Genomic DNA, 20,920 nt, shown 5'->3' with positions numbered 1-20,920 from the left:
TTTATTTGCAATCAAAAACGCCCCGAAAATTCAGGGCGCGTGTTTATGATAATTGTATGTCGTATTGTGTCAAGCTCTTGAATTGATGCAAGCGCTTATTTACTTCTTCTCTATTTAGGTTTTCCATGCGTTCTGTGCCAAATTTTTCTACACAAAATGAGGCTAAACAAGAGCCATGAATAATGGCACGTTTCATATTGTCGAAACTATAGTCACCTGTTTTTGCAAGATAACCCGTAAACCCGCCTGCAAAAGTGTCGCCTGCTCCGGTAGGATCAAAAACTTCAGCCAGTGGTAGTGCAGGGGCAAAGAACATTTCATTTTTATGGAAAATTAGCGCTCCGTGCTCTCCTTTTTTAATAACCACATATTTAGGACCCATTGTAAAGATTTTCTTGGCAGCATTTACCAAAGAGTATTCTCCAGAAAGTTGTCTTGCTTCTTCGTCGTTAATAGTAATAACATCCACTTTTGCGATTACCTTTTTAAGGTCATCTAAAGCAATGTCCATCCAAAAGTTCATGGTGTCTAGAACAACCATTTTTGGGTCATTCATCTGCTCAATAACGCTCATCTGTACCATTGGATGCAAGTTGCCGAGCATAACTACCTCGGCATCTCTATAATTATTAGGCACCACTGGAGAGAATGTCTCTAACACATTAAGTTCTGTGGCTAGCGTATCACGGCTATTCATATCATTGTGGTAACGGCCGCTCCAAAAGAAGGTTTTACCATTTTCAACAATTTCAAGACCTTCTACGTTCATGCCTTTGTTTTGAAGCATGGTAATATCTTCCTGCGGAAAATCGCCTCCCACTACCGACACAATAGCGCCATCTGTATTAAATTGCGAAGCTGCTAACCCAATATAGGTAGCTGCACCGCCTAAAATCTTATCTGTTTTTCCGAATGGAGTTTCAATAGCGTCAAAAGCAACGGTACCAACAATTACAAGTTTGCTCATTTTTAATGCCCGAGGAGTCGGGTACTTTTTGTTTCAAATTGAAGGTGCAAATATACGATTTTAGTTAGAAGAATTAGAACCGATTATTCATTCTATGAAATTAGAAAGGAGCGCCTATTTTCGTCCAAAATCGGCAGGAATTTCACCCCATGCTTTGGTTTCCCACTTAACAACAGTTGTTGTGTAGGTGTTTGTTTTTAACCAATGTTCTGCACGAGCCACTAACTCAAAAACTTTGGCGTTTCTGGCTGTTTTTTTGAGTTTAGTATTGCACTTTTTTTTCTTCACCCAGCCCATTGCGATGCGAGAATCGCTGTAAATAATGCGGTCGCTTTTTTGCTGTTTTAAGTACGCAATTCCATGCACCAATGCCAAAAACTCTCCTACGTTATTTGTGCCTTGCTGAAAGGGTCCTTGATGAAACAATTGTTTTGTTGTTTGCGTATCTACCCCGCGATATTCCATTTTACCAGGGTTGCCACTCGAAGCAGCATCTACAGCAATACTATATAGGTTGGGTTCGCCAATCTTGGCAAGCTCTTCTTTGGTGAGGGTTTTCTTTTTAGTGCTTTTCCCTTTATAATCTGCATATTCTTTATTGTAAGCTATTTTTGCTTCTGCAAACGTGGGAAATGATTTGTACTGAGCCCCGCTTACACCTTTAATAGATAATTGGCATTCTTTCCAGCTACCAAAAATACCGGCTGGATTGCCATACCACACTACATAGAATTTTTCTTTCTTTTTTGCCAAATTTATTCTTTTAATAGGGTTTCAATAACTTTTGGAAGCCATTCATATTCTAATTTTTGTACGTTTTTAGCTACATCTTCGGCAGTATCTTCGGGTAAAATTGTTGTTTTTTTCTGAAGAATTATCGCCCCTTCATCATAATTTTCATTCACAAAATGTATAGTAATGCCTGTTTCTGTTTCATTATTTGCCACTACAGCCTCATGAACATGATGTCCGTACATACCTTTTCCCCCATATTTTGGAAGTAATGCAGGGTGAATATTAATTACTTTGTTGGGAAACGATTGCAGAATAATTTCAGGAAATTTCAGCAGAAAACCAGCAAGAACAATAATATCTGGCTTGCTTTTCTTAAGGGTTTGTAGCACGCCTTCTTCGGAAATGAGCTGGGCTCTGGTGAAACTTGAAGCCTTTGTATTGTGGGCTTCAGCGCGAGCTAACACTTTGGCATCCTTCTTGTTAGTGAGGACATGAACAACCTCGGCAACTTTAGATTGCTGAAAGTATTGAATAATATTTTGGGCGTTGGTACCACTGCCTGAAGCAAAAATAACAATCCTCTTCTTCATCTTGGTTTCTTTGGTTTTCACAGAAGTAAATCAATAAATAAATAACAAAAGTACGGCAATCGGGTTTTACTTCGCCTAAAAAATGCTAAATTGGGATTCACATTTTGTGATAGAAATAGCGATTTCAATTAAAATATTTTATTTTTGCCACTTAATTAAATTTTAAAACAAAACATTATGTCAGACATTGCATCAAGAGTAAAAGCAATCATCGTAGACAAATTAGGCGTTGACGAAAACGAAGTTGTAAACGAAGCTAGCTTCACTAACGACTTAGGGGCAGACAGCCTTGACACCGTTGAGCTAATTATGGAATTCGAGAAAGAATTCGATATTCAGATTCCAGACGATCAAGCAGAGAACATTGCTACGGTTGGACAGGCAGTTTCATACATCGAGGAAGCTAAATAAAACACCTCCTATATGGAATTGAAGCGAGTTGTAGTTACTGGTCTAGGAGCCCTTACGCCCATTGGAAACACCATCCCAGAATATTGGGAGGGTCTGAAAAATGGCAAAAGCGGGTGCGCGCCTATTACCTATTTTGATACTGAAAAGTTCAAGACTAAATTCGCTTGTGAGCTAAAGAATTTCGATCCAGAAACTCATTTTGATAGAAAAGAAGCCCGTAGATTGGACCGTTTTGCCCAATATGCGCTAGTTTCTTCAGACGAAGCCATTGCCGACGCCGGTATTAACCTAGACGAAGTAGATAAATTTCGAGTGGGAGTAATATGGGGTGCAGGAATAGGTGGATTAGAAACTTTTCAGAATGAAGTAATAAATTTTGCAGAAGGGGATGGAACACCACGTTTCAACCCCTTCTTTATTCCAAAAATGATAGCAGATATTGCCCCAGGTAATATTTCTATTAAGCATGGTTTTATGGGGCCTAATTATACCACGGTCTCTGCATGTGCCTCTTCCGCAAATGCAATGATTGATGCCCTTAACTACATTCGTTTAGGTCATTGTGACGTTATTGTAACGGGAGGAAGCGAAGCAGCAGTAACTATGGCAGGTATGGGCGGTTTTAATGCCATGCATGCACTTTCTACCAGAAATGAAAGTCCCGAAACTGCATCAAGACCTTTTGACGCTACTCGCGACGGATTTGTCTTAGGTGAAGGCGCTGGAGCACTAATTCTGGAAGAATATGAGCACGCTAAGAAGCGTGGCGCAAAAATTTATGCCGAAGTCTTAGGTGGTGGAATGTCTAGTGATGCGTATCATATGACTGCTCCACATCCAGACGGGATTGGGGTAGAACGCGTGATGCTAAATTGTTTACGTGATGCAGGAATGAGTCCTAATCAGGTAGACCATATTAACACGCACGGTACGTCTACACCTTTGGGTGATGTTGCAGAACTTAAAGCCATTACCAAAGTATTTGGTGATCACGCCAAGAATATCAATATAAATTCTACGAAGTCCATGACAGGGCACTTATTAGGTGCTGCTGGTGCTATTGAAGCTATTGCGTCTATTTTAGCTATGGAAAACAGTTTGGTTCCTCCAACTATAAACCATACTACGGTAGATGAGAATATTGACGGATCTCTTAATCTAACTTTAAACGCAGCCGAATCTAGAGAGATAAAAGTTGCTATGAGTAACACTTTCGGTTTTGGAGGTCATAATGCCTGCGTTCTCTTTAAAAAATTAGACGCTTAATTTTCGTAAATGGCTATCGTTCCGAAAATATTTAGTTCCCGTTCTGGTCAAGAAGGGGATTTTTTTTTGGCGGTAAAGAAAATCTTGGGGTTTAAACCTAAAGATATTTCTATATATGAAAAAGCTTTTACCCATCGTTCTCTCAACGAAAAAAATAGCGAAGGACAACCTCAAAATTACGAACGCCTAGAATTTTTAGGAGACGCTATGTTGGGCTCTGTAATTGCTTCACATTTATATGTTCAGGTGCCAGGAGGTGACGAAGGGTACTTAACAAAAATGCGTTCTAAGGTAGTTAGTAGAGAACATTTAAACGAATTGGGGCGCGACCTAAATCTCATTAAACTATTAAAAACCAATATACCTACTAAACAATTTGGAGGCAACGTTCATGGTAATATCTTTGAAGCCTTAGTGGGTGCTATTTATCTAGATCGCGGATATAAATATTGCGAAAAGTTTATTCATAAACGTGTTATAAAGCCCTACGTAGATATTGAACGTCTTGAAGGTAAGGTAATTAGTTACAAGAGCTTGTTCATTGAGTGGTGCCAAAAGCATAAAAAAACTTTTAAGTATGTGGTGTATGACGATACAGGAAATGATGAGTTAAAACATTTTGCTGTTCGACTTCAACTAGACAATACCACAGTAGCAAAAGCTCGTGCCACTTCGAAGAAAAAGGCTGAAGAGCGCGCTTCAAAACGAGCGTATTACAAACTACAAGTAGCCATCGAAAAAGATTTAAACTAAAGAATACATCTGTTTCTAAAAGGTTCGCTATTTTAGTGTTTTCGAACAGATGGCGCACTATAAATTAATTTTAGAAGATGATAGTAGAGAAGATTTTTCTTTAGTCGCCATTCATTGTAGTCAGGAAGCCTATAAAATGGCCTTTCTGTTAAATCAACATGTTCAATTGCGTTTGCAAAGAAGGAGGGTTGATCTTGATTTTTCTGAAGAGGGACTAGAAATTACCTTCCCTCTGTTTGAATTTGAAAATCAGGATCAATACACAACGTATTATCTGGTTGCCAATAAATGTAAAACAGTTGCAGCACACACATTTGCAAGTGGAGGATTATTTGGAAATGATGCAGCTGAAGAAGTTGTAACAAAATACCTAATTCCAGAATACAAAAAAGTAGATTTTTTCTTAAAAATAGTTTCAGAATATGAAACAACACCAATAAGAAAGCTAGTAATGCAGCTGAATGAGATTAACCAAATTATTTCAGCTTTTTCAGTAGAACCGTCCGATGTAAAATCAAAGGACAATTTAATTTTTGACTAATGCCAAACCTAAAGAGAACAAAAATAGTAGCAACACTTGGCCCTGCCACTTCAAATAAAGAAACGCTACGTGCTATGATTAATGAAGGGGTAGACGTTTTTAGAATCAATTTTTCTCATGCAGACTACACCGATGTAAAACAGCGAGTTAAAATGATTCGTGCGCTAGGAAAGGAAATGAATACCTCTATTGCCATTTTAGGTGATTTGCAAGGCCCAAAATTGCGTGTTGGTATTATGAAAGAAGAAGTGGTGGTACAACCCGGAGATAAAATTAACTTTTGCACAGGTAAAGAGTTTGAAGGTACGGCAAAAAAAGTGTACATGAATTACGATAATTTTCCGAAAGATGTAAATCCGGGAGAACGCGTTTTACTTGACGACGGAAAGTTGATGTTTGAAGTATTAGAAACCAACAAAAAGGACACGGTTAAAACTAAGGTTATACAAGGCGGACCGCTACGGTCTAGAAAAGGAGTGAACCTTCCTAACACCAACATATCGTTACCCGCCTTAACAAAAAAAGACAAAGAAGACGCTGTATTTGCAATTTCGCAGGAAGTAGATTGGATTGCACTTTCGTTTGTACGACACGCAGAAGATTTAAAAGAATTACAGGCATTAATCGAGGCACATTCTGAGTATAAAATTCCTATTATCGCTAAGATTGAAAAACCAGAAGCGGTTAAGAATATAGAAAAAATTGTTGCCTATTGCGATGGTCTTATGGTTGCGCGTGGAGATCTAGGTGTTGAGGTTCCTGCGCAAGAAGTGCCTCTAATTCAGAAGGAGTTGGTTTTAATAGCCAAAAGAGCGCGTATTCCAGTAATTATTGCCACCCAAATGATGGAAACCATGATTACTTCTCTCACACCCACAAGAGCAGAAGTAAACGATGTAGCAAATAGCGTTATGGATGGTGCAGATGCGGTGATGTTATCGGGCGAAACATCTGTTGGAAAATACCCGGTTGAGGTCATTAGAACGATGGCAAATATTTGTAAAAGTGTAGAAAATTCGAACTTAATAAAAGTACCTCATGAGCCGCCACATATACGCACCAATAGATATATTACAAAATCGGTATGTTACCATGCAGCGCACATGGCCAATGAAATTTCAGCCAAAGCAATTTGTACTTTAACAAATAGCGGCTATACGGCGTTTCAAATTTCGGCATGGAGACCAGACGCACATATCTTAGTCTATACAAGTAATCGCCGTATTTTATCGCGTCTCAATTTACTTTGGGGGGTAAAATCATTTTATTACGACAAGTTTGTAAGCACAGACGAAACCGTAGACGATGTAAATAGTATAGCACATCAGCATGGCTTTGTTGATAAAGGAGATTATTTAATTAACCTTGCGGCTATGCCTATTACAGATAAAGGAATGGTGAATACTTTACGAGTGAGTCAGGTGAAATAATTAACGCTTAACGAAAGTCTTATTCGATATTTCCTGATTGTATTGTAAACTCAAGATGTACATTCCAGAAGCTAATTCTGAAACATCGATGCTGTTATTCTTCAAAACAGGTTGCAGTAATAATTCTCCTGTTGTAGCGTAAATAGAAATACCTGTGGGTACCTCACGTAGGGGTAATGAAAGGTTGATGGTCTGAGCCGCTGGGTTTGGGTACAACCAAATACTTTCTACAGTGTTTTCTGCGACGGTAAGAACGCATTCTTCATCATCATACGTAACTTGAGCATCAACCACCCATGTATTGTACGGACTCGCGCCTCCGTTGGCTGCAATGGCGTCGTCTACTAGAATACAAAAAAGAGGGTCGTTTAAATGAGCCTTCATAGAAACCAGAACGGTATTGTTCCCATTTTTTAAGTTAAGAGAATTAATGTTCGTTAATTCAACGTCTAATGTGGTAAGGTTTGGATTATTTGAAAGATCTAAATTTGTTAGATTGTTACTTTGCCCAGAAACGATACCACTATCAAATCCACCTAAAACAAGTGTTTCAAGAGCGCTATTATCAGACAAATCAAGGGCGTTAAAACTACAATAGCTTCCATAAAAAGTTTCGAGCAATGGAATTTGAGAAAGATCTAAAGATGACATGCTGCCCATAAAAGACACATCTAAAAACAATAGATTAGGAGTTCCAGAAAGATCTAGAGTAGAAATTTGATTAAAAGGTATAAGGTCAATTAAGGGGTTTCCACATGTCAAATTTTCTAACGCGGGGTGGCTTGTCAATGTTAAACTGGTTAAATTATTATGCGGAACATACACAAGTTCAAGATTTACGTTATTAGAGAAATCTATAGTTGTGAAAGCACAAAACTGAGCGTAGAATTCTCGCAAAGAAGTATTACTACTTAAATTAATAGCTTCTAAATTAAAATTTTCTGAACAGTCGAGTACTTCTAAAGCTGTAAAATCTTCTAAGCCCGTAAGATCTTCGATAGAAAGATTTACTAAACTTAATGCCACCACATCTTCAATGTCTGCAGTTAGTACTTGCCCATTTAATAGCCCATCAGTATCTATACCTTCAGAAACAAGATACCCTTCAAAATTTTCGTCAGGTATGAGTGTAACTTGAGAAAAAGAACAGGTGCCTATTATGAGCCCTATTGCAAGTAGTTTAGATTTCATTCTAAAATATTTAAAAGCCGCGTTGTATTCTTTTAAAGATACATAAAAAAAGCCTGTCAAGTGGTAAGATTCAACAGGCTTCTAAGCTTATTAAAACTACTATTCTACTACAGTAGTATATTCAATCTTCATAAATGCAGCTTCTTGGCTAATGGTGATATTTGTTCCAAAGCCTTCTGCAGCTTGTGTATAAGTAATAGTTTGTAGAGCATTGTTTTTGCGTTCAATAGCCAAATTACTTGTCTGGAGTTGTTCAGGCTTCTTAGCGTTTTTAATAACCTCAACATCTTTTCCTTTTGGGTTTGGAAACTGGAATACCGAAGGGATATCATAAAGTTTCTGTGCAATATAAAATGCCTCATGCCACTTATCTGTTGGCAATAAAATGGTTTGTGTATTGGTAGGCTTGCTCGCCGTGCCTCCAGTGGTTTCAATAAATGAGGCTGATGGGAAGGTAGCTTTTAAGTCGTTTACATATATTTTGGCATTGGTGTCTTTTTCTGGCGGGAAAAATTTGGAGAGAAAGCCATTAAAAGCATATCCCGTTTTATTGTTGTACGCTACTTCGTGCATGCCTCCCGAAATCCCGCCAACGGTCATGGTATTGTTAGCTTCTTCAGAAAGTACCTCCAGCTTTGTTCCGTAGGGCATGACGGCAAGTTTCTCACTGTTTAAATTGTTAAACTCTCGTAAGGTGAGACCGCTAGATGCAGTTACGTATAGATAGCTAGTGGTAGAAGCTGGAGTGATGTCTGCGACAGCCAAATCCTGGTTTTGGACTGTAGTTGGGGTCTCTTGTGTTTCATTTTTGCAAGCGGTGAAAAGTGTTGCAAAAGCAATTGCGATAATAGTGAAAGCTACTTTTTTCATAATGGTAGGGTTTTAAGATTCATAATGATTTAAAGTAGTTTCTTTACATAGTATAATGAGTTTTATAGTTATTCTAACCTTTGGAGGAGGAGCTGCTATGCAGATGGGTTAGAAGTCTAGTTTAAGCTGAACGTCAATTATTTTTTCTGAAATATCCTTTGTTTTCTTTGGGTTTTCATTGTTGAGGTTCGACATACTTATACCCAATAAACGTACCGAGTCCCGCATTTCGTCTTGATATAACAAATCTTTAACGTTTTCCATGATTAATTCTTTTGAAGAAATATAAAGAGGAAGCGTTTTACTACGTGTTTGTAGCGTGAAATCACGGTATTTAATTTTTAGTGTAATGGTTCGCCCAGCAACTTTGCTTTTTTTTAACCTGCGTTCTACTTCAAGGGCTATGTTTTCTAGGCGCTCTAGCATAAAAATTTCTGAGGAAATGTTCTCACTAAAGGTTCTTTCGGCAGCTAGAGACTTGCGAGTTCGCTCTGGCTTTACTTGGCTATGGTGAATGCCACGAACAATATCGTAATAATACGCCCCACTTTTTCCGAAGTGCTCTTGCAGAAATGCTACCGATTTCTTTTTTAAGTCGGCACCCGTATAGATACCATGGCGGTACATTTTTTCTTTCATCACCTTACCAACACCATAAAACTTTTTAATATCTAAGGTTTCAAGAAATGGCAAAACATCTTCTGGGGCAACAGTTTTTTGTCCGTTGGGCTTGTTAATATCGCTAGCCACTTTAGCAATAAATTTGTTAATGCTTATTCCTGCCGAAGCATTCAACCCTGTACGCGCTTTTATTTTTTCTCTAATTTCCGCAGCAATCATTGAAGCACTTGGGTTCCCTTTCTTGTTTACGGTAACATCTAAATATGCTTCGTCTAACGATAGAGGTTCTACCAAGTCTGTATACTCAAAGAAAATTGCTCTAATCTTCTCAGAGAGTTCTTGGTATCGTTCAAAATTGGTACGTACAAAGATGAGTTCTGGGCATAATTTTTTTGCAAGTGCACCACTCATGGCAGAGCGTACACCAAAGGTGCGTGCCTCATAACTAGCAGCGCTTATAACACCGCGCGTGCCACCCCCGCCTACAGCAATAGGTTTGCCAACAAGAGAAGGATCGTCTAGTTGTGCCACAGATGCATAATAGGCATCCATGTCTACATGAATAATTTTCCTGATAGGAAGGTCAGATTCCATAGCGTAAATTTAATACCTTTAAGGACAAAATAAGAGATTAGCTATTAACAAGCTCAGGGAGACAAATTAGTTTACTGTTATGCTTGGTTTGTCATTACGAAATACTTTAAGGTAGCTTCTCAAAGAAAAATGTATGCCCAAAACAGCTATTATCTTAGGTGCCACTGGCTTGGTAGGTGGATGTTTGTTAGAATTACTTCTGAAAGATGACGCCTACACAACTGTTAAGATATTTGGAAGAAGTTCGTGTAATGTTTTGCATGCTAAAATAGAAGAACATTTGGGAGATTTGTTTGACATCAATCAATTTGCCGAAGACTTTACTGGTGATGTAGTTTTTTGCTGTATTGGAACCACCAAGGCAAAAACTCCAGACAAAGAAACCTATAAAAAAATAGATTATGGAATTCCGGTGAATGCCGCTAAACTCGCGAAAAAAAATAGAATTACCGTATTTGAAGTTATTTCGGCCATGGGTGCAGATACTAAAAGCAGCACGTTTTATAATAAGGTAAAGGGAGAAATGGAGCGTGATGTTTTGGCGGTGGGGATAGATAAATCGTATATTTTTCGACCCTCTCTTATTGGTGGCGATAGAAATGAAAAGCGTTTTGGCGAGCGTATGGCGCAACTTTTTATGGGAATATTTAGTTTCTTAATTCCGAAGAAATATAAAATGATAGAACCTGAGACCATAGCAAAGGCAATGATTTATGTAGCGAGAACAGGATGTCAAAAACAACGCATCTCTTCAGATGAAATTAAAGAACTTGCGCGACAATGAACCTAAATCAAGTTACTATTCCGTCTACCAATGTGCCTCGAGCAATTGAATTTTATACAAAATTAGGATTGAAACTAATCGTGCATACCCACGATGCCTACGCCCGATTTGAATGTACAGAGGGAGAAGCTACATTCTCGGTGCACCAAGTCCAAACATTACCACAGGAGCCAGGTGTTGTTGTCTATTTTGAAGTGAACGATGTTGCCCTTAAAGTTTCAGAATTAAATGAAAAGGGAATTTCATTTGAAACAGAAATTACGGCGCAAACATGGTTATGGACTGAAGCAAAACTTAAAGATCCCGACGGAAATACAATTATTATTTACCACGCAGGAACCAATAGAAAAAACCCACCATGGCGCTTGAAATAGAACGAAAATTTTTGGTTACCTCAGATAATTACAAGAAAGAAGCTGTTTCTAAAGAACGAATTCTTCAAGGTTTTCTTTCTACCCATCCAGAACGTACAGTACGGGTGCGCATTAAGGGTAAAAAGGGATTTTTAACCATAAAGGGGAAATCTAATAAGGAAGGAACCACGCGATTTGAATGGGAGCACGAAATACAATTAGATGAAGCCGAGGCATTGATGAGATTATGCGAAGCAGGTGTTATCGAAAAAACAAGGTACAACGTGAAAGTTGGGGCACATATTTTTGAGGTTGATGAATTTAAGGGGAGCAATAAAGGGTTGCAAATAGCCGAAATTGAACTCACTACAGCCAACGAAGCATTCAACAAACCATCATGGCTAGGAGCGGAAGTAACAGGAGAGATACAATATTATAACTCATGTTTAAGCAAAAATCCATTTAGCAAATGGTAAGATATTTCAGAAAAACCAATTAATAATATTACAATGAAAAACAATCTACTCTTATTATTGCTGTTGATTACTATTGTAGCGTGTAAACCAGAAATACAGCGAGAATATATCATGGAACCCTGTCCAGAAGATGAGAAGCCATCTATTGCTGCACTTAAGGCACAACTTACAGCAGACGGATTTCAAATTTTTGATTATATAGACCCAGATTCTGGAGATACCGTAGTAATGCAACAATATTTTATGGCATTTTTAAAGGCAGGACCCAATCGCAGTCAGAATCAAGCAGAAGCCGATAGTTTGCAACGTCTGCATTTAGAGCATCTAGGGAGTATGTATGCCCAAGGCTTTGCAGATATTTCTGGACCCTTTGCAGATGATGGGGAGATAAGAGGGGTAACTATTTATAATGTCCCTACGTTAAAAATTGCAGATAGTTTGGCCAATATGGACCCCATGGTACAGGCCGGAAGACTTGAGATTGAACTTCACCCATGGTGGGCCGCCAAAGGATTCCCCCTAAGATAAATTGAGATTTTACATAAGCTAGTCTATTTTACGCGATTAAATTTAGACAAGACTAAAAATAAAAACTATATAAATCAAAAAAATAGATTACCTTTGCCGCATGTTTTCACTCGCAGAAGAAAATTACCTTAAAGCCATTTACCATCTTGAAAGTAAACATCAGGGTGCGGTAAGTACAAATGCCATCGCTGAGGTGATGGAAACAAAACCTTCGTCTGTAACCGATATGGTTCAGAAATTGGCAGAAAAGGAAGTGCTTTCATATATAAAGTATAAAGGCACATCGTTAACAGAATCTGGTAGAAAAACCGCCGCTAACGTTATTAGAAAGCACCGCCTTTGGGAGGTGTTTTTGGTTGAAAAGCTGAAATTTCATTGGGATGAAGTGCATGAAATTGCAGAACAATTAGAGCACGTACAAAGTGAAGAGTTGGTCACTAGATTGGATAAGTTTTTAGGATTTCCAGATTTCGACCCGCACGGGGACCCCATTCCTGATAAGCATGGAAATGTAAAGCCAACCGAGAAAAAATTGCTTTCTGAACTGAGTAAAAAGCAAAATGGCGTTTGTGTTGGAGTAAAAGAAAGTAACAGCGATTTTTTACAATACTTAGACAAAAAAAATATCACAATAGGTACAAAAATTAAGGTGCTAGGCAAAGAGTTTTTTGATGGATCAATGGTCATTCAAGTAGGGAGAGACCAGTTTTTTATATCAAAAAAGATTGCTGAAAATCTATACATTCAAACAAATTAGAGCATGAAAAAAATAGTATTTATTCCATTTTTGCTAATGTTTGCTGCTATATATGCACAAGAAGGAGAAACTACACCTGCAATGGTAACAGATAGGCCAGATGCCACAGAGTCACCACTTACGGTACCCAAAGGATTTGTGCAAATTGAGGCAGGAGGATTTTATACGTCCTATGAGGAAAATAATGTAAAGTCAGAGACCTATGGATATAACACCACCCTTATACGGTATGGCGTGTTAGACAATTTTGAGTTTCGTTTAGGATGGAATTTTGAAGAAACACGTTTCAGCAATAACGGTCAAGAGGCTTCAAATGTGCTGAGTGGTTTTACACCGCTTTTGGCTGGTGTAAAAGTGGAGGTGGCAGACGAAGACGGATGGAAACCCCAAATAGGGCTTTTAGGTCATTTGTACCTGCCATTTACTGCGGGAACAGATTACCGTCCAGAAACCACAGGTGCAGATTTTCGTTTTTCATTGGCTCATACACTAGGTGAAAAGTCTTCGCTTTCTTATAATGTAGGTGCGGCTTGGGGCTCAGATTCTCCAGAAATCGCGTATATCTATACCCTTTCTTACGGCTATTCGGTTGCAGAGAATGTAGGGCTGTATGCCGAAGTCTATGGAGATCTTCCCGAAGATAGCCAAGCAAATCATTTATGGGATGCAGGTATCACCTATTCGTTAAAACCAAATCTTCAGTTAGATGCTACCGTGGGTGGAAGCATTACAGAAGGACAAGATATTTTATTGAGTGCAGGCGCAAGTTTTAGATTTCCGAAGTAAAACAAAATCATGAAAAAAATAACACTAATAGTACTTCTTACCCTTATTGTTTCAAGTTGTAAGAATGAAAAAACTACCTCAGAAAAACTGAACATCGTTACCACGACTACTATGATTACCGATTTGGTAAAAAATATTGGTGGAGATTTGGTTGAGGTAAATGGTTTAATGGGCGCAGGAGTAGACCCACACCTTTACAAAGCGAGTGAAGGTGATGTAAACAAATTGTACAAGGCAGATATTATTTTTTACAATGGTTTGCACTTAGAAGGAAAGCTAGTTGAAGTTTTTGAGAAGATGGAGCGCCAGCAAAAAGTGCAGGTGCCTTTGGCAGAAAGTCTTGACAAGAGCGAACTTATTGGGTCAGATTATTTTGCTTCTAACTACGATCCCCATGTGTGGTTTAACATTGACTATTTTAAACAATTTGCGCAAAAGGTGACCAAAACCTTATCTGAGCAGGATCCAGCACATGCGGCAGATTATGCTGCAAATGAAAAACATTATCTTCAGCAATTAGACGATTTAGAAGCAACAGTGAAAGCATCTATTGCAACCCTTCCGAAGGAAAAAAGAATTTTAGTCACTGCTCATGATGCTTTTAATTACTTCGGAAAAGCGTACGATTTTCAAGTGGTAGGCCTACAAGGGTTATCTACTGCCACAGAAGCTGGTGTACAAGACGTACAACGTTTGTCGAAATTTATTATAGCACATAATGTGAAAGCAATTTTTGTTGAAAGTTCTGTGCCACGACGTACTATTGAAGCCTTGCAACAATCGGTTCAGTCTAAAGGCAATGAAGTAACAATTGGAGGATCGCTGTATAGTGATGCCTTAGGAAACCCAAACACGAACGAAGGAACATATATTGGAATGTTTAAGTACAATGTTAACACCATTGTTAGCGAGTTGAAATAGCATGAAGGAAACCTTTGCCATACAAGTAGACGACCTTACAGTTGCGTATAATTATAAACCTGTACTGTGGGATATAGATTTGCACGTTCCAGAAGGGGTTTTAATGGCGATTGTTGGTCCAAATGGAGCGGGTAAGTCTACACTTATTAAAGCCATACTTGGAATTCTAAAGCCTATCGCAGGGAGCGTGACGATTTACGGTAAAAATTATGAAGAGCAACGAAAGCTGGTGGCATACGTACCACAAAAAGGGAGCGTAGACTGGGATTTTCCCACCACCGCATTAGATGTTGTTATGATGGGGACTTACGGGCAACTGGGTTGGATTAAAAGACCTGGCGGTAAAGAGAAAAAAGCCTCTCTTGAAGCATTAGAAAAAGTGGGGATGTTAGCTTTTAAAAACAGACAAATTAGTCAGTTAAGTGGTGGCCAGCAGCAGCGTGTTTTCTTGGCTAGAGCACTTGTACAAAATGCTGCTATCTACTTTATGGACGAACCGTTTCAAGGAGTAGATGCCACAACAGAAATTGCTATTATAAATATTTTAAAAGAGCTTCGAAAGGCTGGAAAAACAGTTGTTGTTGTGCATCATGACCTGCAAACTGTGCCAGAATATTTCGATTGGGTTACTTTTTTGAATGTTAAGAAAATTGCGACAGGCCCTGTAAAAGAAATTTTTAATGACGATAATTTGACTAAGACGTATGGAATTAATTATAAAGTTGCGGTGAATAAGTAGTCGTTGGTCATTAGATTGAAAAAAATATAAAGATCACTCCCCATAAATTTACTAGAAAATAAATAGTTTATTAACCTAAGATCAAAGACCAAAAATCAATGACTATCTTCGAATACTTCCAACTCGTCGTCTCAGACTACACCCTGCGCACTATCACATTGGGCACAGCTGTATTGGGTGCTATTTGTGGAATGCTAGGGAGTTTTGCCGTATTGCGAAAACAAAGTTTATTGGGAGATGCCATTAGCCATGCCGCATTACCAGGTATTGCCGTGGCTTTTCTCATTACGGGGGCAAAAGACACTAATACGTTGCTCTTAGGAGCACTTGTAAGTGGTTTGCTTGGGACCTTCTGGATTCGGGGTATAATTAAAAAAACACATTTAAAGACAGATACTGCTCTAGGTCTAATTTTGTCGTTATTTTTTGGCTTCGGAATGTTATTGCTTACATTTATTCAGAAGCAACCTAACGCTAATCAAGCTGGCCTAGACAAATATTTATTTGGCCAAGCGGCAACACTAGTTGAAAGTGATGTACAACTTATGGTGGTTGTTACCGGAATCGCATTGTTTATACTGCTGCTATTCTGGAAAGAATTCAAAATCTTATTGTTTGACGCCGATTACACTAAAACACTAGGATTTAATACAAGGTTTATAGATGTTCTAATTACTTTTTTCATAGTACTAGCTATTGTCTTAGGGCTACAAACCGTTGGCGTAGTGTTAATGAGCGCCATGCTATTAGCGCCTGCAGCAGCAGCACGACAATGGACCAATAAACTTAGTGTAATGGTATTTCTTGCGGCAATCTTTGGTGCGTTTTCTGGAGTTTTTGGCACAGCCATTAGTGCCTCACAGAATAATCTTTCAACAGGGCCAGTTATAGTGTTGGTGGCAGCCGTTTTTGTGCTTGTTTCATTTATTTTTTCTCCAGGCAGAGGCTTACTTTTTAGGCAATTGCGATTTTTACAAAACAGACGTGATTTAGAACTTCAGAAGACTCTGCAATTTATGTATGATATAGTTCGTACCCATGAAGATATCTCACACCCACATGCTATTAGAATTTTAAATAATTTTCAAGGTTTTACTAAGAAAAGCCTTCAGAAATTAGAAGAGAAACAATGGATTGTGTTAGCGGGTCAACAATGGGCAATGACGCAAGAAGGCTTCGCCAAGGCCAAGAATTTGTATAATCAATCAGAAACAGATGACTAGCCCGCAAATTGAAATACAACTTATTGCGGCAGTGGTAGCCGCCGCATGCGCCATTCCTGGTGTGTTTTTGGTGTTGCGTAAAATGGCACTCATAAGCGATGCTATTAGTCATTCTATTTTACCCGGCATAGTGCTTGGGTTTTTTATCACACACGATTTAAATTCTCCGCTCTTAATTTTACTTGCTGCTATAACTGGAGTTATCACGGTGGTGTTGGTAGAAGCTATTCAAAAAACAGGTTTAGTGAAAGAAGATACAGCCATTGGTTTAGTGTTTCCGGTGTTGTTTAGTATTGGCGTACTATTAATAGCCAAAAACGCAAACGATATACACCTAGACGTAGACGCTGTTTTATTGGGCGAGTTGGCATTTGCACCTTTCGATAGATTGATAATGGGCGGTATGGACGTAGGATCAAAATCACTATGGATTATGGGCGGCATATTGTTTATAACCGTTACATTACTTATTTTATTTTACAAAGAGTTAAAAGTGAGCACGTTTGATATTGGGTTGTCCTCTGCACTCGGTATTTCACCAGTAATAATGCATTATGGCCTAATGTCTATAAGCTCTGTGACTGTTGTAGGAGCTTTTGATGCGGTAGGAGCAATTCTAGTCGTGGCATTAATGATTGCGCCCGCAGCAACAGCTTATTTGTTAACTTCAGATTTAAAAAAGATGTTGCTACTTTCAGTATTTTTTGGTGTGTTTTCGGCCATTGCAGGATATTGGCTGGCACATTTATTAGATGCTTCTATTTCTGGAAGCATGACCACTATGCTAGGAATTGTCTTTTTAGGCGTGTATTTATTCGCTCCGCGGAAAGGGTTAATTGCGGTTGTATATCGCCAAAAACAACAGCGTACAGAAGTATCATTACTAACATTTTTATTGCACTTAAATAATCATTCTGAAGAAAACGAACGCCATATTAATCATCTACAGGAGCATATTAATTGGCAAAAAGTACAATCCCGAACCGTCTTAAATCTCGCCTTAAAAAATAATATGATAGCGATTGACGACGAGATAGTTTCACTTACTGAAAAAGGAAAAGAATTTACTGATTTGGCAATAGAATATATTATCACTAATAAAGACGAAAAGATTGAGCCTATGAAAGATGATTTCTTTTTATTTCGTGGTTAAGCTCACTATTTAGTCTTTATCTTTATGCCTCTAAAGCATAAAACATGTACAAACTTATTCTTCTATCTTTTATCACAATTGCCTCATGTGGGACGCCAAAAAATACGGCCGATGCGGTGGCTAACCCCACTTCACAAACAACAGCAGAGCTCAAAAACCAGACAATCATCTTGGCGTTGGGTGAACATGTAATGCTAGGTTCGTTAAAAGTGCACTTTAAAGAGGTGATGGAAGACTCGAGATGCCCAACAGGCACCAATTGTTTTTGGCAAGGTCGCGCCAAATTGTTAGTAGAAACTAGTGAAGACGAGATGACTGTAGAGAGTAACGAACTTATTTTTGGTAAGCTAAAACCTGGAGAAACTAATAACCACACATTTTATCAAAGCGGAAAGACAACGCTTATAGCCACAGCAATAAACCCGTATCCGACTTCAGAAACAGGTACTGCAGCGCTCGATTATAAATTAGTGATAGATGTGGTAATCAAGTAAAATTTCCGAAGAAGACAGCTAACGTAGGTTTTTTATTATGATATGCGTAATTTGTTCTGCAAAACGCATCTTCATGAAAAAAACGCTTCTCCTACTCGTATTTACCGCTCTTCTCGCCTCTTGCGGAACCGTGTCAAAAAAGAAAAAAGCACCTGCAAAAGTTACCGAGGCAAAAGAAAAAAAGAAAACAGATAAAAATGGAATTCAACCTTATAATAAGGTGATTACCAAAGAGGCGGTGAGTGATAGCGGTCTTTTTGTAGTACATAAAATTAAAGAAAAATTTTTCTACGAGATTCCAACCAATCTCTATAAAAAAGACATGCTATGGGTAAGTAGAATTGCCCAAATACCTACGGGCCTTGGAGGTGGTTATGTAAATGCGGGCTCTAAAACCAATGAGCAAGTGGTACATTGGGAACGCTTTCAGGATAAACTGCTGCTGAAAGTTAAAAGCTATACGAACATTGCAGATAGTACCAAAGCAATTAGTAAATCGGTTTCGGTGAACAATTATGAACCTACATTATTTGCGTTCGATATAAAGGCAGTTAATAACGATAGCACTGCGGTGGTGATAGATGTTACCAAGTTTTTTACTAGTGATGTAAAAGCAATTAGTGGCTTAGGTACACGACTTCGGAAACAGTACAAAGTGAAAAAGTTGGACGCCAGTCGAAGCTTTATTAATAGCGTGAAAAGTTTTCCGCTAAATATTGAAGTAAAACAAGATGTAACCTACGATGCTTCTGAGCCACCATCTAATTCTGCCACCCAGACTATTAGCTTACAGATGAACCAATCTATGATTTTGCTTCCCGAAGAACCAATGCAACCGCGTTTGTTTGATCCTCGGGTTGGATTTTTCACAGTAAGTCAATACGATTTTGGAAGTGATGAGCTTAAGGCAGATCAGAAAACGTACATACGTCGCTGGAGATTAGAGCCAAAAGATCCAGCAGCTTACGCGCGTGGCGAGCTGGTTGAACCTATAAAGCCTATTGTTTACTATTTAGATCCTGGTACTCCAGAAAACTTGCAAAAATATATTAAGCAAGGAATAGAAGATTGGCAAAAACCGTTTGAATCGGCTGGGTTTAAAAACGCCATTATCGCTAAAGATGCTCCTACCCCAGAAGAGGACCCAGAATTTAGTCCAGAAGATATTAGATATTCGGTGGTACGGTATGTTGCTAGCACTACAAGAAATGCTGTTGGGCCTAGCGTTTCGGATCCTCGAAGCGGTGAAATTATTGAAAGTGATATAATTTGGTATCACAATCACTTGCGCAGTTACAGGAACAGATATATGTTAGAAACAGGGGCTGCAAACCCTTCAGCAAGAACCCTCAATACACCCGATGAAGAAATTGGCGAGATGATGCGTATGGTAATAGCACATGAAGTGGGGCACGCCTTAGGATTTCCTCACAATATGGCAGCAAGTTACGCCTACGATGTAGAAGATTATAGAAGCGGGACCTTTACTCAAAAGAACGGAATTGCGGCTAGTTTAATGGATTATGCGCGATACAATTATATTGCACAGCCAGGCGATGAAAATATCAGATTTATACGCCAAATGGGTCCGTACGATCATTATGCTACCAACTGGGGCTATCGCGTAATCCCAGGTGCAAATTCTGCAGAAGCGGAGAAAACGACGTTAACATCTTGGATAGAAGCAAAAGGAGACGACCCCATCTATAAATTTGGAAGACAATCAAGCCGTTTCGACCCACAATCTCAAACAGAAGGTATAGGTAATAATCCTAGAAAAGCAAGTGACTATGGAATTGCTAACTTAAAATATGTTGCCAGTAATTTACCAAATTGGACGAGCAACCGAACAAACAATTATAATGATCTTGAAGAATTATACGGAGAATTACTAGGTGTTTACAGTCGTTATGCGGGGCATGTAGTAACCAATATTGGAGGCGTGTTCGAAAATATAAAAACTCCTAAACAAGGGGGTGCTATTTATACACATGTAGACAAGGACGAGCAACAACAATCAATGCAATGGTTGCATAACAATGTTTTTGAAACACCCGAGTGGCTATTAGATCCTACTATTTTGCAGAATATTGATCACGCAGGTTATTTTGAACGTATGCGAAGACTACAATCACGCCACCTTAATAATTTGTTGAGTTTCGACAGAATTGGGCGTTTAATAGATGCCGAAACTACAGGAGATCAATATTATTCGGCTCTAGATATGCTTCAAGAGTTGCGTTCTGGCCTATGGAGTGAAGCTAGTAGAGGAGGTAATGTAGACATCTATAGAAGAAATTTGCAACGCTCTTATCTAGATCGTATGGAGTATCTTATGACAGATAAAGGACCAACTGCCAGACGCGGCAGAGTTGGTTTTGAAAGCACGTTAGTTTTTAATGTAAGCACTAGCGATGTACGCCCATTGGTGCGTGGTGAGTTGGTTGCGCTGCAGCGCCAATTACGAACTGCAAAGAACATAGGTATAAATAAAGTGTCACGCTACCATTATGAAGATGCTATTGCAAGAATTGAGCGTATACTTAATCCAGAGAAATAGAATGATAAATGGTTAATGACACCCGCAGTCATTTTTACCACATTTCATTTTGTTGCCATCTAGGGTGCTCGAAGAAGTGTTTCTGGACTCAAATACGGGCGTCCATACAAATTTTTTGAGCAAGTAGCCCAAGGCGAATAAAAAGGTAAGAATGACAAGAAAAGTCTGCATATTACA

General features: G+C 38.7%; 23 protein-coding genes. 17 read left to right on the top strand and 6 right to left on the bottom strand.

Annotation, left to right across the window (positions count from 1 at the left end; translation table 11 throughout):
- Window positions 1-43: 43 nt before the first annotated feature.
- The 3 genes from G5B37_RS09650 to purN form a co-directional block, all read right to left on the bottom strand.
- A complete protein-coding gene (locus tag G5B37_RS09650; RefSeq protein ID WP_164679829.1) occupies window positions 44-967 on the bottom strand; it encodes a PfkB family carbohydrate kinase in 924 nt (307 codons plus the stop codon).
- Window positions 968-1,081: 114 nt separating this feature from the next.
- Entirely contained in the window at window positions 1,082-1,720 is a 639-nt protein-coding gene (locus tag G5B37_RS09645) for a ribonuclease H1 domain-containing protein (protein ID WP_164679828.1), read from the bottom strand.
- A gap of 2 nt (window positions 1,721-1,722) precedes the next feature.
- Complete coding sequence (purN, locus tag G5B37_RS09640) at window positions 1,723-2,292, bottom strand: phosphoribosylglycinamide formyltransferase (protein WP_164679827.1); 570 nt, start codon at window positions 2,290-2,292, stop codon at window positions 1,723-1,725.
- A 177-nt stretch (window positions 2,293-2,469) separates the two neighbouring features.
- Here purN and G5B37_RS09635 point away from each other — a divergent pair, with 177 nt between their 5' ends.
- Genes G5B37_RS09635 through pyk form a run of 5 tightly spaced genes read left to right on the top strand, consistent with a single transcriptional unit; the run spans window position 2,470 to window position 6,693 of the window.
- Entirely contained in the window at window positions 2,470-2,703 is a 234-nt protein-coding gene (locus tag G5B37_RS09635; protein WP_068590783.1) for an acyl carrier protein, read from the top strand.
- A gap of 12 nt (window positions 2,704-2,715) precedes the next feature.
- Window positions 2,716-3,969, top strand: coding sequence for a beta-ketoacyl-ACP synthase II (fabF, locus tag G5B37_RS09630; protein ID WP_164679826.1), 1,254 nt, complete (start codon window positions 2,716-2,718; stop codon window positions 3,967-3,969).
- A gap of 9 nt (window positions 3,970-3,978) precedes the next feature.
- Entirely contained in the window at window positions 3,979-4,722 is a 744-nt protein-coding gene (rnc, locus tag G5B37_RS09625) for a ribonuclease III (RefSeq protein WP_164679825.1), read from the top strand.
- 49 nt (window positions 4,723-4,771) lie between these two features.
- Window positions 4,772-5,263: an IPExxxVDY family protein gene (locus tag G5B37_RS09620; RefSeq protein ID WP_164679824.1), complete on the top strand. Its 492-nt coding sequence runs from the start codon at window positions 4,772-4,774 to the stop codon at window positions 5,261-5,263.
- Window positions 5,263-6,693: a pyruvate kinase gene (gene pyk / locus G5B37_RS09615; protein ID WP_164679823.1), complete on the top strand. Its 1,431-nt coding sequence runs from the start codon at window positions 5,263-5,265 to the stop codon at window positions 6,691-6,693. Before G5B37_RS09620 ends, pyk begins: the two co-directional genes overlap by 1 nt.
- Here the strand turns inward: pyk and G5B37_RS09610 are convergent, their stop codons facing one another.
- From G5B37_RS09610 to dinB, 3 genes are all read right to left on the bottom strand, one after another.
- Window positions 6,694-7,884, bottom strand: coding sequence for a T9SS type A sorting domain-containing protein (locus tag G5B37_RS09610; RefSeq protein WP_164679822.1), 1,191 nt, complete (start codon window positions 7,882-7,884; stop codon window positions 6,694-6,696). It lies immediately after the preceding gene.
- Window positions 7,885-7,983: 99 nt separating this feature from the next.
- Window positions 7,984-8,754: an SH3 domain-containing protein gene (locus G5B37_RS09605; protein WP_164679821.1), complete on the bottom strand. Its 771-nt coding sequence runs from the start codon at window positions 8,752-8,754 to the stop codon at window positions 7,984-7,986.
- Between the two features lie 108 nt (window positions 8,755-8,862).
- Window positions 8,863-9,969 carry a DNA polymerase IV gene (gene dinB, locus G5B37_RS09600; RefSeq protein WP_164679820.1) on the bottom strand — a complete coding sequence of 369 codons (1,107 nt, stop codon included), beginning with the start codon at window positions 9,967-9,969 and terminating at the stop codon, window positions 8,863-8,865.
- A 133-nt stretch (window positions 9,970-10,102) separates the two neighbouring features.
- Here dinB and G5B37_RS09595 point away from each other — a divergent pair, with 133 nt between their 5' ends.
- The 12 genes from G5B37_RS09595 (at window position 10,103) to G5B37_RS09540 (ending at window position 20,743) form a co-directional block, all read left to right on the top strand.
- Entirely contained in the window at window positions 10,103-10,753 is a 651-nt protein-coding gene (locus tag G5B37_RS09595; protein WP_164679819.1) for an NAD(P)H-binding protein, read from the top strand.
- Complete coding sequence (locus tag G5B37_RS09590) at window positions 10,750-11,127, top strand: VOC family protein (protein WP_164679818.1); 378 nt, start codon at window positions 10,750-10,752, stop codon at window positions 11,125-11,127. The genes G5B37_RS09595 and G5B37_RS09590 overlap by 4 nt, the downstream gene beginning before the upstream one ends.
- Window positions 11,112-11,582: a CYTH domain-containing protein gene (locus G5B37_RS09585; protein ID WP_164679817.1), complete on the top strand. Its 471-nt coding sequence runs from the start codon at window positions 11,112-11,114 to the stop codon at window positions 11,580-11,582. Before G5B37_RS09590 ends, G5B37_RS09585 begins: the two co-directional genes overlap by 16 nt.
- Before the next feature lie 33 nt (window positions 11,583-11,615).
- On the top strand, window positions 11,616-12,110 hold the full coding sequence (locus tag G5B37_RS09580) for a YciI family protein (protein WP_164679816.1): 495 nt from the start codon (window positions 11,616-11,618) through the stop codon (window positions 12,108-12,110).
- Between the two features lie 100 nt (window positions 12,111-12,210).
- Window positions 12,211-12,867, top strand: a complete 657-nt coding sequence (locus G5B37_RS09575; RefSeq protein ID WP_164679815.1) for a metal-dependent transcriptional regulator — start codon at window positions 12,211-12,213, stop codon at window positions 12,865-12,867.
- 3 nt (window positions 12,868-12,870) lie between these two features.
- On the top strand, window positions 12,871-13,653 hold the full coding sequence (locus tag G5B37_RS09570; protein WP_164679814.1) for a transporter: 783 nt from the start codon (window positions 12,871-12,873) through the stop codon (window positions 13,651-13,653).
- A 9-nt stretch (window positions 13,654-13,662) separates the two neighbouring features.
- The gene (locus G5B37_RS09565) at window positions 13,663-14,574 is read left to right on the top strand and encodes a metal ABC transporter solute-binding protein, Zn/Mn family (RefSeq protein ID WP_164679813.1); all 912 of its coding nucleotides are present in this window, start codon (window positions 13,663-13,665) and stop codon (window positions 14,572-14,574) included.
- Between the two features lies 1 nt (window position 14,575).
- Window positions 14,576-15,313, top strand: coding sequence for a metal ABC transporter ATP-binding protein (locus G5B37_RS09560; RefSeq protein WP_164679812.1), 738 nt, complete (start codon window positions 14,576-14,578; stop codon window positions 15,311-15,313).
- Window positions 15,314-15,411: 98 nt separating this feature from the next.
- Window positions 15,412-16,536 carry a metal ABC transporter permease gene (locus G5B37_RS09555; protein ID WP_164679811.1) on the top strand — a complete coding sequence of 375 codons (1,125 nt, stop codon included), beginning with the start codon at window positions 15,412-15,414 and terminating at the stop codon, window positions 16,534-16,536.
- Window positions 16,529-17,689 (top strand): metal ABC transporter permease, encoded by a 1,161-nt coding sequence (locus tag G5B37_RS09550; RefSeq protein ID WP_164679810.1) that lies wholly within the window; start codon window positions 16,529-16,531, stop codon window positions 17,687-17,689. The genes G5B37_RS09555 and G5B37_RS09550 overlap by 8 nt, the downstream gene beginning before the upstream one ends.
- Window positions 17,690-17,733: 44 nt before the next feature.
- A complete protein-coding gene (locus G5B37_RS09545) occupies window positions 17,734-18,183 on the top strand; it encodes a hypothetical protein (RefSeq protein ID WP_164679809.1) in 450 nt (149 codons plus the stop codon).
- Window positions 18,184-18,256: 73 nt separating this feature from the next.
- Window positions 18,257-20,743, top strand: coding sequence for a zinc-dependent metalloprotease (locus tag G5B37_RS09540; RefSeq protein WP_164679808.1), 2,487 nt, complete (start codon window positions 18,257-18,259; stop codon window positions 20,741-20,743).
- The last annotated feature ends 177 nt before the right edge of the window (window positions 20,744-20,920 follow it).

The organism is Rasiella rasia, assembly GCF_011044175.1.
Taxonomy (GTDB): Bacteria; Bacteroidota; Bacteroidia; order Flavobacteriales; family Flavobacteriaceae; genus Marinirhabdus; species Marinirhabdus rasia.
This window is presented reverse-complemented; position numbering and strand designations above follow the sequence as displayed.